This is a genomic window from Rhodococcus sp. RD6.2 (assembly GCF_001040705.1).
Lineage (GTDB): Bacteria > Actinomycetota > Actinomycetes > Mycobacteriales > Mycobacteriaceae > Rhodococcus_G.
This window is the reverse complement of record NZ_CVQP01000002.1, coordinates 185,100-198,938: the sequence shown is the minus strand read 5'-3', so window position 1 is coordinate 198,938 and position 13,839 is coordinate 185,100. Positions and strand designations below refer to the sequence as shown.

At 68.4% G+C, this 13,839-nt stretch carries 14 protein-coding genes; 10 read left to right on the top strand and 4 right to left on the bottom strand.

The window, feature by feature from the left end:
• The first annotated feature begins 20 nt into the window (after positions 1–20).
• The 6 genes from RHCRD62_RS05330 (at position 21) to RHCRD62_RS05305 (ending at position 6,263) form a co-directional block, all read left to right on the top strand.
• Positions 21–1,574: a FadD3 family acyl-CoA ligase gene (locus RHCRD62_RS05330; RefSeq protein WP_050063655.1), complete on the top strand. Its 1,554-nt coding sequence runs from the start codon at positions 21–23 to the stop codon at positions 1,572–1,574.
• Positions 1,571–2,479 carry an enoyl-CoA hydratase gene (locus RHCRD62_RS05325; protein WP_050063654.1) on the top strand — a complete coding sequence of 303 codons (909 nt, stop codon included), beginning with the start codon at positions 1,571–1,573 and terminating at the stop codon, positions 2,477–2,479. Before RHCRD62_RS05330 ends, RHCRD62_RS05325 begins: the two co-directional genes overlap by 4 nt.
• Positions 2,479–3,642, top strand: a complete 1,164-nt coding sequence (locus tag RHCRD62_RS05320) for an acyl-CoA dehydrogenase family protein (RefSeq protein WP_050063653.1) — start codon at positions 2,479–2,481, stop codon at positions 3,640–3,642. The genes RHCRD62_RS05325 and RHCRD62_RS05320 overlap by 1 nt, the downstream gene beginning before the upstream one ends.
• Positions 3,639–4,595: an acyl-CoA dehydrogenase family protein gene (locus RHCRD62_RS05315; protein WP_050063652.1), complete on the top strand. Its 957-nt coding sequence runs from the start codon at positions 3,639–3,641 to the stop codon at positions 4,593–4,595. The genes RHCRD62_RS05320 and RHCRD62_RS05315 overlap by 4 nt, the downstream gene beginning before the upstream one ends.
• Entirely contained in the window at positions 4,592–5,707 is a 1,116-nt protein-coding gene (locus tag RHCRD62_RS05310; RefSeq protein WP_050063651.1) for an acyl-CoA dehydrogenase family protein, read from the top strand. Before RHCRD62_RS05315 ends, RHCRD62_RS05310 begins: the two co-directional genes overlap by 4 nt.
• A 64-nt stretch (positions 5,708–5,771) precedes the next feature.
• Positions 5,772–6,263, top strand: coding sequence for a nuclear transport factor 2 family protein (locus RHCRD62_RS05305; protein WP_050063650.1), 492 nt, complete (start codon positions 5,772–5,774; stop codon positions 6,261–6,263).
• 51 nt (positions 6,264–6,314) lie between these two features.
• Here the strand turns inward: RHCRD62_RS05305 and RHCRD62_RS05300 are convergent, their stop codons facing one another.
• On the bottom strand, positions 6,315–6,650 hold the full coding sequence (locus tag RHCRD62_RS05300) for a winged helix-turn-helix transcriptional regulator (protein WP_050063649.1): 336 nt from the start codon (positions 6,648–6,650) through the stop codon (positions 6,315–6,317).
• A 135-nt stretch (positions 6,651–6,785) separates the two neighbouring features.
• On the opposite strand from RHCRD62_RS05300, the gene RHCRD62_RS05295 reads away from it, so the two are divergent.
• A complete protein-coding gene (locus RHCRD62_RS05295; RefSeq protein ID WP_050063648.1) occupies positions 6,786–7,133 on the top strand; it encodes a DoxX family protein in 348 nt (115 codons plus the stop codon).
• Positions 7,134–7,146: 13 nt separating this feature from the next.
• On the opposite strand, the gene RHCRD62_RS05290 is transcribed toward RHCRD62_RS05295, so the two are convergent.
• Positions 7,147–8,319, bottom strand: coding sequence for a cytochrome P450 (locus tag RHCRD62_RS05290; protein ID WP_050063647.1), 1,173 nt, complete (start codon positions 8,317–8,319; stop codon positions 7,147–7,149).
• Positions 8,320–8,483: 164 nt separating this feature from the next.
• On the opposite strand from RHCRD62_RS05290, the gene RHCRD62_RS05285 reads away from it, so the two are divergent.
• Positions 8,484–9,341, top strand: a complete 858-nt coding sequence (locus RHCRD62_RS05285; protein WP_050063646.1) for an SDR family oxidoreductase — start codon at positions 8,484–8,486, stop codon at positions 9,339–9,341.
• Complete coding sequence (locus tag RHCRD62_RS05280; protein WP_050063645.1) at positions 9,338–10,066, top strand: acetoacetate decarboxylase family protein; 729 nt, start codon at positions 9,338–9,340, stop codon at positions 10,064–10,066. The genes RHCRD62_RS05285 and RHCRD62_RS05280 overlap by 4 nt, the downstream gene beginning before the upstream one ends.
• Before the next feature lie 3 nt (positions 10,067–10,069).
• Here RHCRD62_RS05280 and RHCRD62_RS05275 read toward each other — a convergent pair whose 3' ends face one another.
• Entirely contained in the window at positions 10,070–10,513 is a 444-nt protein-coding gene (locus tag RHCRD62_RS05275) for an SRPBCC family protein (protein WP_050063644.1), read from the bottom strand.
• A gap of 320 nt (positions 10,514–10,833) precedes the next feature.
• Here RHCRD62_RS05275 and RHCRD62_RS05270 point away from each other — a divergent pair, with 320 nt between their 5' ends.
• A complete protein-coding gene (locus RHCRD62_RS05270; protein ID WP_050063643.1) occupies positions 10,834–12,870 on the top strand; it encodes a neutral/alkaline ceramidase in 2,037 nt (678 codons plus the stop codon).
• A gap of 42 nt (positions 12,871–12,912) precedes the next feature.
• Here RHCRD62_RS05270 and RHCRD62_RS05265 read toward each other — a convergent pair whose 3' ends face one another.
• Positions 12,913–13,821 carry an SDR family NAD(P)-dependent oxidoreductase gene (locus RHCRD62_RS05265; protein ID WP_050063642.1) on the bottom strand — a complete coding sequence of 303 codons (909 nt, stop codon included), beginning with the start codon at positions 13,819–13,821 and terminating at the stop codon, positions 12,913–12,915.
• Positions 13,822–13,839 lie beyond the last annotated feature (18 nt).

Sequence of the window (13,839 nt, the reverse complement as noted above, 5' to 3'; positions counted from 1 at the left end):
TTGCTAGGTAGAGGAGTCCAGTGACCACTGACGTGAAGACAACACCCGCAGCACTCGCGCGGGCCGCGAGCGTATTCGGTGACAAGGACGCCATCGCCGACGGTGACGTCCGAATCAGCTACACGGGTCTCCTCGACCGGGTCCGCACGGCCGCCCGCGCCCTGATCGCCCGGGGAATCGAACCCGGTGACCGGGTCGCGATCTGGGCCCCGAACACCCACCACTGGGTGGTGGCCGCACTCGGAGCCCAGTACGCAGGCGCCGTCATCGTGCCCATCAACACCCGGTACACGGGCAGCGAAGCCCTCGACCTCGTCGTGCGCACGAAGGCGAAGGCGCTGGTCGTCGTCGGGGCGTTCCTCAAGTCCGACCGGTACGCCGACCTGCAGCGCGCGGCGTCTCCCGGCGACCTCGACAGCCTCCACACCGTCATCCGGATCCCCTTCGACGGGGACGCCCCGGCCGACGGCGTCATCGAGTGGAGCGAACTCGACACGCTCGCAGCCGGCGTGCCTGCCGAGGTTGCCGACGCCCGCGCCGGCGCCGTCTCCCCCGACGACGTCGCCGACATCCTGTTCACCTCCGGCACCACCGGGAAGAGCAAGGGCGTCATGACCGCGCACCGGCAAACCATCGGTGTAGCCGACGCGTGGGCGGAATGCGCCGAGATCACGTCCGCCGACCGCTACCTCATCATCAACCCGTTCTTCCACACCTTCGGCTACAAGGCCGGGTTCGTCGTCTGCGTACTCAACGGCGCGACAATCGTCCCGATGGCCGTGTTCGACGTACCGAAGGTCGCGGCGAAGATCGCGGACGAGAGGATCAGCGTCCTGCCCGGCGCCCCGACGATCCACCAGTCCATCCTCGACCTGCCGGGCCGCGACGACTTCGACCTGTCGAGCCTGCGGGTCGCCGTCACCGGCGCAGCCGCGGTCCCCGTGACACTGGTCGAACGACTGCAGAGCGAACTGTCCTACAAGGCGGTCCTGACCGCGTACGGACAGACCGAAGCCGTCGTGGTGACCATGTGCCGCACCGACGACGACCCGGTCACCGTCTCCACGACGTCGGGACGCGCCGTACCCGGCATGGAGGTCCGCATCGGCGACCATGGCGAGATTCTCGTCCGCGGCGACAACGTCATGCTCGGCTACCTCGACGACCCCGACGCGACGGCCAAGACGATCGACGCGGACGGCTGGCTGCACACCGGCGACGTCGGGGTCATGGACGAGCGCGGCTACATCGACATCACCGACCGCCTCAAGGACATGTACATCTCGGGCGGGTTCAACGTGTACCCCGCGGAGATCGAGAACGCGCTCGCCCGCATCGACTCGGTCGCCGAGACGGCCGTGATCGGCATCCCCGACGAGCGGATGGGCGAGGTCGGCCGCGCCTACCTGGTCGCCAAGCCGGGACGTGTCGTCGACGCCGACGAGGTGCGCGCGTACTGCAAGGAGAACCTGGCGAACTTCAAGGTTCCGCGCGAAATCCGCATCGTCGATACCCTGCCGCGCAATCCGTCCGGCAAAGTCCTCAAGAACGAACTGCGAGAGGACAAGTCGTGACAGCGTCCACCGATCACGTCCCCGCCGACTCGGTTCCGGACGAGGGAGAGGTCGTCACCTACGAGGTGCGAGGACGCGTCGCCGTCGTGACGATGAACCGTCCGCGGTTCCGCAACGCCCAGAACTCGGTCATGACGTACGCCCTCGACGCCGCCTTCCAGCGGGCCGTCGAGGACCCGGACGTCGGCGCGATCGTGCTGGCGGGCAACGGCGACCACTTCAGCGCGGGCCACGACATCGGCACCGTCGGACGCGACCACCACGTCTCGTACGAGAACAAGGCCGTCATGTGGTGGGACCACGTCGACCGCCCGGGCGGCGACCAGCGTTTCGCCCGCGAGATGGAGGTCTACCTCGGGATGTGCCGCCGCTGGCGGGACCTGCCGAAGCCGATGATCGCGATGGTGCAGGGCGCGTGCATCGCCGGCGGCCTGATGTTGTCGTGGGTGTGCGATCTGATCGTCGCGTCCGACGACGCATTCTTCGCCGACCCCGTTGTCCGGATGGGAATTCCGGGTGTGGAGTACTTCGCCCACCCGTGGGTGCTCGGCACGCGCGCGGCGAAGGAGATCCTCTACACCGGCGATCGGTTCAGCGCGCAGCGCGCCTACGAGTGGGGCATGGTCAGCCGGGTGGTCCCGCGTGACGACCTCGGAGCAACGGCGATGGATCTCGCCGACCGCATTGCGACGATGCCGCAGTTCGGCCTGGCCTTGACCAAGAAGGCCGTCAACCAGTGCGAGGACCTGATGGGAATCCGCGCAGGCATGGACTCGGTGTTCGGCCTGCACCATTTCGCGCATGCCCACAATGCCGAGATCGGCTCCGGCCCCCTCGGCGGTATGGATGCAACCTCAATGAAGCAGCACGGCGCAGCCGTGACAAAGAAGGCTGGAGAGCAGTAGTGGATCTCGAATTCGACGACGCCACAGTCGCGTTCCGCGACGAAGTGCGTGCATTCCTCGCGGAGAACGTCCCCTCCGAACCCCTGCCGCACATGGACACGGCCGAGGGCTTCGAGGCGCACCGCCAGTGGGAGCGCACCCTCGCCGAGGCCCGCCTGTCGGTGGTGTCGTGGCCCGCCGAGTACGGCGGACGTGACGCGACCCTCGAGCAGTGGGTGATCTTCGAGGAGGAGTACTACCGCTCGGGTGCGCCCGGACGTGTGAGCCAGAACGGCATCTTCCTGTTGGCACCCACGCTCTTCGAGCACGCCAAGCCCGAACAGCTGGCGCGCATCATGCCGCGCATGGCCCGCGCTGACGACATCTGGGCCCAGGCCTGGTCCGAGCCGGAGTCCGGCTCCGACCTGGCCAGCCTGCGCGCCACCGCCACCAAGGTGGACGGCGGCTGGCTGCTCAACGGGCAGAAGACGTGGAGCTCGCGCGCCGCGTTCGCGGACTGGGGCTTCGGGCTGTTCCGCTCCGACCCGGAGGCTCAGCGCCACAAGGGCATCACCTACTACATGTTCGACCTGCGGTCGAAGGGTGTCACCGTCCGTCCGATCGACCAGCTCGACGGCCTGCCCGGCTTCGCCGAGGTGTTCCTCGAGGACGTCTTCGTCCCCGACGATCCGGCGAACCCCGGTGAGTCCGGCGTGATCGGCGCCGTCAACGAGGGCTGGCGCGTCGCGATGAGCACCGCCAGCAACGAGCGCGGCCTGTCGCTGCGCTCCCCGGGCCGCTTCCTCGCCGCCACCGACCGGCTCGTGCAGCTGTGGAAGGACGCTGGCGACCAGTCGGACACCGCGCTGCGGGACCGCGTCGTCGACGCGTGGATCGGCTCGCGCGCCTACGAACTGAGCACGTGGGGCACCGTCACCCGTCTCGCCGACGGCGGCCAGCTGGGCCCGGAGTCCTCCATCAACAAGGTGTTCTGGTCCGAATGGGACGTCGCCACCCACGAGACGGCACTCGACCTGCTCGGCCCCGAGGCCGAGCTCGCCGACACCGCGTGGATGGACGGCTACCTGTTCTCCCTCTCCGGCCCGATCTACGCCGGCACCAACGAGATCCAGAAGAACGTCATCGCCGAGCGGCTGCTCGGCCTACCGAAGGCTGACCGATGAGATTCGCGCTCGACTCCTCGCACACCGACTTCGCGGACAGCATCGACTCGTTGCTCGCGAAGTCCGACATGCCTGCCGTCATCCGGTCCTGGAACGCGGGCGACACCGCTCCCGGCCTGAAGGTGTGGCAGCGCCTCGCCGAGACCGGCGTCACCGGACTGCTGATCGACGAGGCCCACGACGGCCTCGGTGCCGACGCGATCGACCTGGTCGTCGCGCTCGAACAGCTGGGACGCCATGCCGTCCCCGGTCCGGTCGCCGAGACGGTCGCCGTCGCACCGATCCTCCTGGCAGGCGCGGCACCGGACCGGCTGTCCGCACTCGCCGAGGGATCGCTCGCCACCGTCGCCGCTCCGCCGCGGGTGCCGTTCGCGGTCGACGCGGACGCCGTCGACCTGACGCTGCTCGTCGAGGGCACCACCGTCAGCACCGCAACCCACGGTGAACGCCGCGGGTCGGTGGACCGCTCCCGGGGACTGTTCGCCGTGACCGCCGCCGAGACCCTCGGCGACGCGGACACCGAACGCGCCTTCGACCTCGGCGCGCTCGCGACCGCCGCGCAGCTGCTCGGACTCGGCCGCACCATGCTCGACATCACCACCGAGTACGCCAAGCAGCGCAAGCAGTTCGGCAAGGCGATCGGCAGCCAGCAGTCGATCAAGCATCACCTCGCCGGTGTGGCGGTCGGCCTCGAGATGGCGCGTCCGCTGCTCCTCGGCGCCGCGATGGCCGTTCGGGACGACTCCCTCACCGCGCGTCGCGACATCTCCGCCGCGAAGGTGGCCTGCGGCGACGCGGCGTACCGCGCGTCGCGGATCGCGCTGCAGGTCCACGGCGCGATCGGCTACACGATGGAACACGACCTGTCGCTGTGGCTGACCAAGACCCGCGCACTGCTGACCGCCTGGGGCACCCCGGCGGAGCACCGCGCCCGAGTGATGGAGGCGCTGTGAGCGTCGCGGCGGTCGGTGCGTTCACCGACGAACAGCTCGAACTGCGCAAGACCGTCCGCGCGTTGCTGACCAAGCACGCCGACCAGGCGGCCGTCCGCAAGGCGACCGAATCCGAGCACGGGTTCGACGCGACCCTGTGGGATCTGCTGTGCCAGCAGGTCGGCGTGGCCGCACTGGCCATTCCGGAGGAGTTCGGCGGCATCGGTGCGTCCGCGGTCGAAACCCATCTCGTGATGGAGGAGCTGGGCCGTACCCTCGCCCCGACACCGATGCTGGGGTCAGTCGTCCTGGCGGCGCAGGCGATCCTGGCGTCGGGTGACGTCGAGGCGTGCGAGCGGCTGCTCCCCGGCATCGCCGAGGGCGCGTCCATCGCCGCACTGTGCTGGACCGGATCCGACGGTTCCTGGGACACCGAGCGTGTCGGCGTCACCGCGGACGGCGACTCCCTCACCGGCAGCAGCCATTTCGTGCTCGACGGCTCCTACGCGGACGTGCTGGTCGTCGCGGCATCCGTGGACGGCCGAGTCGCGCTCTTCGAGGTCGACCCCGCGCAGGACGCGGTGACGCGGCGGCGGGTCCCGACGATGGACCCGACCCGCAGCGTCGCGGTCGTCGAGTTCGCCGGGGCGACCGGCAGACTGCTCACCGCCGACGGCGCCGCGGCGCTGGAGCGGGTCCGTGAGATCGCGTGCGTCGCGCTGTCCGGCGAGCAGGTCGGCGCCGCGGAGCAGATCCTCGCGAGCACCGTCGAGTACAGCAAGTCGCGGGTCCAGTTCGGTCGCGCGATCGGCAGCTTCCAGGCACTCAAGCACCGCATGGCGGACCTGTACTTCCTGGTGGAGACGGCCCGGTCGGCGTCGTACGCCGCGGTCGCGTCGTTGTCGGAGGGTGCCGCGTCCGCGGCAACGGACGCCACGGTCGCGAAGGTCTACTGCTCCGAGGCACTGCAAGCCGTGACCGGCGACGCGATCCAGCTGCACGGCGGCATCGCGATCACCTGGGAGCACGACGCCCAGCTGTTCTTCAAGCGTGCGCACGGCAGCGCACAGTTGTTCGGCCAGCCTCGCACGCATCTGCACTCGCTCGAGGGCTCTGCGGGCCTGTCCGCGTGATCGCCGGGAGGCGGATTCGTCGAATCCGCCTCCCGCACACGCTCGGGGCTGTCATGCTCCGCCGATGGACCTGGCAGCACTCGAAGAGATCCGTCAGCTCAAATACCGGTACTTCCGGACGCTGGACCTGAAGCGATGGGACGAGTTCGCGGACACCCTCGCGAACGACGTCGTCGCCGAGTACGGCACCCACGCCCTCTCCGACCCCCTCGTCTTCGAGGGCCGCGACGCGCTGGCCGGCTTCATGAGCAAGACGCTCGGCTCCGCGATCACCACGGTCCACATCGCCAACCATCCCGAGATCACCGTCACCGGCGATACCGCGACCGGCTCGTGGTGCTTCGAGGACACGGTGATCGTGCCGGATGCCAAGAGCCTGATCCGCGGCGCGGGCTACTACTCGGACGAGTACCGACGCGACGAGGACGGCCGCTGGCGCATCACCCGCACGTCCTACGCCCGGATCTACGAGTCGCTGGTTTCGCTCGAGGACATCCCGAGCCACCGGTTCCTGTCGCACATGTGGGCCACCGGAACGACGACGCCTCAGCCCTGAGCGGCCTACAGGATCGTCGGGCGGGAATCCGAACTTGTCAGTCCTCGGGCGCTACCCCTTCAGGTTGTCCCGCGCCCACACGGCGATCGCGTCGAGCGCGGGAATCAGCGCCTCGCTCGCGGCGGTGGCGCGGTAGACGACGGTGATCGGCGGCCCGTCCTCGACGGTCCGTTCCACCAGCCCGGCGGCGGTCAATTCGGTCAGTCGCTCGGAGAGGACCGAGTCGCTGATCCCGGCCACGGCCCGCTTGAGCTCGGAGAATCCGGCGGGACCCTGCACCAGGGTGCCGATCAGCACGCCGTTCCACCGCTTGCCCAGAAAGTTGAACGCCCGGCTCAACCCCGCGTCGCACGCGCGCGGCTCGTGGTGTTCGGCGTCCTTCTGCATGCCCCCACCCTACCCCTCGGCTATCACGTCACTAGTTGCTAGCTTTTCCGAAGTAAGCTAGCTTCTTCGATGTTGCTAGTTTTTCCGAAGCGCCATGCCGACGGTTCGACGGCGCCAATCCCTCAGGAGCCACCCATGTTCATCGCCGCCGCCATCGTTTCGATCCTCCTGGCCCTCATGCTGACCTTCTCGGCCTTCGGCAAGCTCACGAAGAACCCCATGCAGGTCGCGAGCATGACCGCCGTGAACTTCCCCGTCGACAAGATGTGGCTGCTCGCGATCGCCGAACTCGCAGGCGCTGCCGGTCTGGTCGTCGGCCTGTTCTGGTGGCCGATCGGTGTCGCGGCCGCCGTCGGCGTCGTCGCCTACTTCCTCGGCGCAGTGGTCATGCACCTGCGCGCCAACGACAAGAACATCGCCCCCGCAGGTGTCCTGATGCTCGCCGCTGCCGCGGCCGCGGTCCTCGCACCGCTCGCCGCGTAGGCCGCTCCGCCGCCTACCACCGGACGGGCATCGCCTCGATCCCGGTGACGAAGTTGGCCGGCCGGCGTGGCAACTGCCCGTCGGTCACCAACTCCATCGCCGGGATCCGTTCGAGCAGTCGCTCGAACATCAACCGACCCTCGAGTCGAGCCAACTGGTTGCCGAGACAGAAGTGCGATCCGAATCCGAAGGCGATGTGCGGGTTCGGGTTCCGGGCGATGTCGAAGGTCTCGGAATCCTCGAACACCGATTCGTCGAAGTTCGCCGACTCGAACAACAACATCATCTTCTCCCCCGCGCGCAGCTGCGTCCCGTGGAACTCGACGTCCCGAGTCACGGTGCGGCACATGTTCTTCACCGGGGACACCCAGCGCAACATCTCCTCGAGTGCGAGCGGCAGCAGCGAGCGGTCCGCGACCAGTTTGTCGCGCTGCTCCGGGTTTCGGAGAAGTTGCTCCATCCCTCCGCTGAGCACGTGCCGGGTGGTTTCGTCACCACCGATCAGGATGAGCAGGGTCTCGGCGACGATCTCCTCGTCCGTCATCCGGTCCCCGTCGATCTCCGCGTGCACGAGAACACTGATCAGGTCGTCGGTTGGCTCCGAGCGGCGCTCCGCGATCGTCCGCATGGTGAAGTCGACGTACGATACATACGCGGACATCATCTTCGCGATCATGTCGTCGGATACGTTGCTGCCCTGGGCCTTCACGAGGTCGTCGCTCCACTCCAGGAACATCGCCCGCTCGTGCGGGCGGACGCCGAGCATGTCCCCGATGACCGCCATCGGCAGTGGCGCCGCGAGGTCGCGGACGAAGTCGCACTCCCCCTTCGCCACGACCGCGTCGATCAGCTCGTCGCAGATCCGACCGATGTCGTCGATCTTCGACTCGACCTGCCTGCGGGTGAAGCCGGTGTTGACGAGCTTGCGCCTCTTCAGGTGCTCGGGGTCGTCCATGTCGATCATGTGCGGCAGCGGCCCGACCTCCGGCCGGATTCCGCCCGCGTTGGAGAACAGGCCCGCATCACGCTCCGCGTCGATCACCGCCGCATAGGTCGACGCCCCCGCCATGCCGTTGCGATCCCGGAACACCGGCTCGTTCGCCCGCATCCAGGCGTAGGCCTTCCTCGGATCACCCAGTTCCCACGCGTAGAAGCGTCCGTCGACCAGTTCGAAGTCGGGTCGCATCGTGTCCGTCCCCTCGGTCCGTCTCGCTCGCGACAGGTGTCAGCCCGAGCGTATGCCTCTCCGATGCAATGCATGTTCAAAACCGGGCGGCGGTGGTAGAACAGGTTCCACCACGTGCAGGGTGGCCGCACCGATCACACGAGCCGAGGGGAGCTCCGGAGCACATGAACGGCCCAGTGAACACGAGCAGCGCCGATGGCCTTCGCGGCAAGTCGATCCTGGTGACGGGAGGCGGGAGCGGCATCGGGCTCGGGGTCGCGGACCTGCTCGCCCGTTCCGGCGCTCACGTCACCATCGTCGGACGCACCGAGGACCGCCTCGTCGCGGCAGCGTCGACGATCACGCCGGGGGACGGCGGCTCGATCACCCACCACGTTGCCGACGTCACCATCGAGGACCAGGTTCACCAGGCCGTTGCGGCCGCCACCGCAGTCACCGGTCGACTCGACGGCGCCGTGGCCTGTGCGGGCGGTAACGAGACCATCGCACCGGTCACCCAGATCGACGTCGACGCCTGGCGCCGAACCGTCGAACTGAACGTCACCGGAACGATGCTGACGCTCAAGCACTCTGCCCGAGAACTGGTGCGAGGAGGCGGCGGCTCGTTCGTGGCGATCTCCTCGATCGCGAGCAGCAACACCCACCGCTGGTTCGGCGCCTACGGCGTCTCGAAGTCCGGGGTGGACCATCTCGTGCAACTCGGCGCCGACGAACTCGGCGCGAGCAACGTCCGCGTCAACTGCATCCGACCGGGCCTCACCCGAACCGATCTCGTCACCGTCATCACCGACGGCGGGCCCCTCCTCGAGGACTACCGGGCGTGCACGCCGCTGCCCCGCATCGGGGAACCGGAGGACATCGCACGGCTCGCCCGCTTCCTGCTCGGGGACGAGTCCACCTGGATCACCGGGCAGGTCATCAACGTCGACGGAGGTCAGATGCTGCGCCGCGGTCCCGACTTCAGCTCGATGCTCGAGCAGGTGTACGGCGAGGACGGACTGCGCGGGGTGGTGGCGCCGTGACCTCCCACGAGATACTCGGCAGGCAGGTCGCGATGCCGGTGCAGATCCGGAAGGCGACGGCGTTCATGGCGATGTACTCCGTCCCCACCTCGGCGGCGCAGCGGCTGATCGACCCGACCGGCCTGGAGATCCTGCAGTACCGGCCGGGCCGCGGCCTGTGCGGACTGGTGTTCGTCGACTACGTGGACGGAGATCTCGGTCCGTACAACGAATTCGGTGTCGTGTTCATGGTTCGCGATCACCGCACCCGCGGCGGATCCGTTCCCGGTGACCTGCGTGCGCTGGCGACGGGTGGCTCCGGAGCGTTGATCCACCAACTCCCCGTCGACGGGGACTTCACCCTCGCCGCCGGGCGCGGGATCTGGGGCTTCCCGAAGGTACTGGCAGAGTTCGAGGCCGACCATGCGTCGGACGTCAAGCGCGCATCAGTCAGCCAGGAGGGCCAACTCATCGTCGACCTCACGGTCAAGCGCGGATTTCGCGCGCCCGGCGCCGCGAAGAGCACCACCATGCAGGCCTACTCGCACATCGACGCCATCACGCGATGCACGTCGTGGGACATGAACCCGGACGGTGTCCGCACCCGCCTCGGCGGTGCGGAGGTGACACTCGGGTCGCATCCGATCGCGGACGAGCTGCGGTCGCTCGGACTGCCACGCCGGGCCCTGATGACCACCTCCATCCCCGACCTGAAAATGACCTTCGGAGAAGCAACAGCGGTGTGACAGTCAGGCTTCCAGGATCGTCTTCGCCTTTTCGAGACTGCTGCGGACGTCGTGCGCATGGAGCTTCTGCACGATGGGATCGGCGAACTTGAAGACACCGGTGCCCGCCTCCGCTTCGGAAACCCAGGTCACCCGGGTGTGCTCGCCGTCGACCGCGAAGTCGAGTTCGCGGTCGTAACCGACCTTCGACTTCACCGAGCGGAACCCGAGTCGCTTGTTCGCCTGGTAGTCGGTGAGTTCCTCCGTTGCCTCCAGTTTGAATCCGGCGACCTTGGCGGTGAACGACGTCACCGAGCCGACCTCGTCGGGCTTGCCCGACTCCAGGTTGTAGTCGACGACGTTTCCGTTCCAGGCGAGTGCGTTGTCCGGATTCGACATGTACTCGAACACGTCGGCGACCGGACGCGCAATCATGATCGATTCCTCGGTCCTCAGCGTCTTGGCCATGGCAATTCCTGCCTCGTGGGATACGCACGCCCGAGAGTCGAGCGCGCTGGGATCGCGACCTCGATCGGACACATCCGCTATCGCACTGTCGAGCCGGCACGGCACGTCGTGGCGCCACATACCTCAGGCATCGCGAACGTCCCTGCGCATGCCCGCTCGAGTCCCCGACCGCGATCTTGTTGGCTTTCCCATCGTAGTCCCGGAACGGGTCACGACAGAAGGCCGCGAGGGCCCTTGCCAAGGGCGGTGTTGTCGTGATGAGGTAGCAATTGGACACTTGACCAACTTGCATTTCGGCAGCCTTGCAAAGGAATTCCCCAGTGAAGATCAGTCGACGCAGCGTGCTCGCCGGTGCGGCCGCCGTACCTGCCCTCGCCGCCCTGAGCGCCGGTTCGGCCCAGGCCGCACCCCTTCGCACGGCCCCGTCCGGAACCGGACTGCGGGTCGGCGTCGGCATCGCCGACGTGACCGGCCCCGTCGCCGAGAACGGCATGATGGGGTACTCGAGTTTCGACCAGGTCGCCGAGGGTCTGCACCAGCGGACCAGGGCCCGCGCCTACGTCTTCGCCGACGCCGCCGACACTCGGGTGGTGTACGTCTGCGTCGACACCTGCATGGTGTTCCAGTCGGTCCACGACGAGGTGATCCGCCGCCTGCACACCGCATTCGGAGGCGCCTACACCGAACGCAACGTCATGCTCACCGCCGTTCACTCCCACGCCGCGTGCGGTGGGGCGTCCCACGACTACGCGTACACGCTCGCCAACCTCGGCTTCCAGCCCTTGACCTTCCAGGCCGAGGTGGACGGCATCGTCGAGGCGATCACCGCCGCACACGACGATCTCGCCCCCGGCACGGTCGCGTACGGCCGCAGCGAACTGACCGACGCCAGCGTGAACCGGTCCCGCATCGCCTTCGACCGAAACCCGCAGCGCGACAAGGACTACTACCCGCTCGGCATCGACTCGTCGATGCGCACCCTGCGGATCACCCGGTCCGGCACCGACGTCGGCGCGATCAACTGGTTTGCCACGCACTGCGCATCACTGACCAACGAGAACCTCCTGATCTCGGGCGACAACAAGGGCGCGGCCTCGTACTTCTGGGAGCACGACGGCGAGGGGGTCCGGTACCTCGACGGCGCGCCGGGATTCGTGGCGGCCTTCCCTCAGACGAACTCCGGCGACATGTCCCCGAACCTGCACCTCGAACCGGGCAAGGGACCGACCGACGACGAGTTCGAGAACGCCCGCATCATCGGTGAGCGTCAAGTCGCCGCTGCCCGCAATGCGTTCGCGGACGCGGAGACGATGTCGGCGACCACAGTCGACTCCCGCGTGATGTACCTGGACATGGCGAATCAGGTGGTCGACGGACGCTTCACCCCGGACGGCCAGCAGCGCCGCACGGCACCGGCGTGTGTCGGCGCCGCCATGAGCGCGGGCAGCACCGAGGACGGGCCCGCGCTCCCGCTCTTCCCCGAGGGCGCCCGCAACCCCCTCGTCGACGCCCTCGGCGGCATGAACGCCCCCGTGCCGAACTGGCTCGCGGACGCGCAGGCACCGAAGCTCGTGCTTGTCGCCGTGGGCCTCCTGCCGCCGGACGGCTGGGTTCCGCACGTCCTCAAGATCCAGATCCTCCGGATCGGGGACGTGTACGTCGTCGGCGGGCCTGCCGAGTTCACGATCGTGTCGGGCCTGCGGATCCGCCGCACCGTCGCCGAGGAACTGGGCGTGCCGTTGGAGAACGTCATCTTCCAGGGCTACGCCAACTCGTACTCGAGCTACTGCACCACGCCCGAGGAGTACGAGGCGCAGCAGTACGAGGGCGGCTCGACCCTGTTCGGCCGCAACACCCTTCCCGCATATCAGCAGGGCTACGCAGCACTCGCCGCGGCGATGCACACCGGAGCGGACGTGCCCCGCGGCCCGGCGCCCCGCGACATGTCGGGGTTCCAGCCCAACTTCGGGCCGGAGGTTCCGGTGGACGCCCCGCTCGCGGGACGACAGTTCGGTGACGTGCTCGTGCAGCCCGCCTCGACGGCGTCAGCGGGTACACAGGTCGCGGTCGAGTTCGTCACTGGCCACCCCAAGAACAACCTGCATCGCGGCGGCACGTTCTTCGAGGTCCAGCGTGAGGACGGCGCGCGCTGGCTTCGGCACGCCGACGACGGCGACTGGTCGACGAAATTCCGTTGGCGGCGTGAGGGATCGAACGCGTCCGTCGCCCGGATCACCTGGGACGTCCCGGCCGGGACACCGGCGGGAACCTACCGGATCCAGCACTTCGGTGACCGGAAGAACCCGGACGGTTCCATCACCGCGTTCACCGGGACCTCCGCACCCTTCACCGTCTAGGGGCCTACGCGCGCGTGAGTGTCGTGGCTCTGGACACCACACTCACGCGCGGGCCGGGGGCACCTCCCGCTCGCGGGAGACGAAGCCGCTCAAGTCGCCGAGAGTCCACGGGGGCTCGGTGTTGTGGTCGCGGTATGCCAGGACGGTGGGCGCCGCACGATCGAACCGGCCGACGAATCCGCCCGAGCCGACGAAGATCTGGCCGGTGATCGACCTCGCGAGGTCGCTGGCGAGGAACGCGTATAGCTGCGCGACGTACTCGGGCGGTGCTGGATTGAGAGAACCGTATCGGGACGCGTCGTCGAGCATTCCGCGGCTGTGCAGTTCCTCGATGTGCGCCGCGTACTCCTCGCCCTCCGACAACCGGGTCTTCGCGCCCGGGCACACGACGTTGGCCCGCACTCCCGACTCGGCCAACTCGGCGGCGATCGCGAGGGTGAGACTGTTGACGGCGCCCTTGCCCGCCGGATAGCCGGTGCCGCCGTAGTCGCCGAGGAACGCGAACGAACTCGTGTTCACGATCGCGCCCGATCCACGATCGGCCATCAGGGGCGCGACGAGCCGGCAGGTGCGGAAGGTCGCCGTCAGGTGGGCGTCGACGAGGTCGTCCCACTCCTCGTCGGTGACCGTGAGAATCGACGATCCCGGCGGTTCCGCGACACCGGCGCAGTTTACGAGGATGTCGACGCCACCGAACTCGCTCTGTGCCGCGTCGACCAGCTCCTGCGCGACCGGTCGGGACGCCGCCGAACCGGCGACGGCGACCGCGCGACCCCCCTCCGCGCGGATCTCGTCGACCACTGCCTGCGCGACCGCACCGTCACGACCGTTGACCACGACTCCGGCGCCCTGAGCGACGAGCGCGTGCGCGACGCCGCGCCCGATTCCGCGGCTCGAGCCCGTCACGATCGCCCCTCGTCCGTCGAGGTGACGCTCCACGTCGGCATCCATCCCGTTCACTCCCGTCCT

What these genes read in the sequence shown, in the direction of transcription:
- RHCRD62_RS05300 (WP_050063649.1), bottom strand. Translation starts at nt 6,650, where the DNA reads ATGCAGAAGGACGCCGAACACCACGAGCCGCGCGCGTGCGACGCGGGG.
- RHCRD62_RS05290 (WP_050063647.1), bottom strand. Translation starts at nt 8,319, where the DNA reads ATGCGACCCGACTTCGAACTGGTCGACGGACGCTTCTACGCGTGGGAA.
- RHCRD62_RS05305 (WP_050063650.1), top strand. Translation starts at nt 5,772, where the DNA reads ATGGACCTGGCAGCACTCGAAGAGATCCGTCAGCTCAAATACCGGTAC.
- RHCRD62_RS05285 (WP_050063646.1), top strand. Translation starts at nt 8,484, where the DNA reads ATGAACGGCCCAGTGAACACGAGCAGCGCCGATGGCCTTCGCGGCAAG.
- RHCRD62_RS05275 (WP_050063644.1), bottom strand. Translation starts at nt 10,513, where the DNA reads ATGGCCAAGACGCTGAGGACCGAGGAATCGATCATGATTGCGCGTCCG.
- RHCRD62_RS05265 (WP_050063642.1), bottom strand. Translation starts at nt 13,821, where the DNA reads ATGGATGCCGACGTGGAGCGTCACCTCGACGGACGAGGGGCGATCGTG.
- RHCRD62_RS05295 (WP_050063648.1), top strand. Translation starts at nt 6,786, where the DNA reads ATGTTCATCGCCGCCGCCATCGTTTCGATCCTCCTGGCCCTCATGCTG.
- RHCRD62_RS05315 (WP_050063652.1), top strand. Translation starts at nt 3,639, where the DNA reads ATGAGATTCGCGCTCGACTCCTCGCACACCGACTTCGCGGACAGCATC.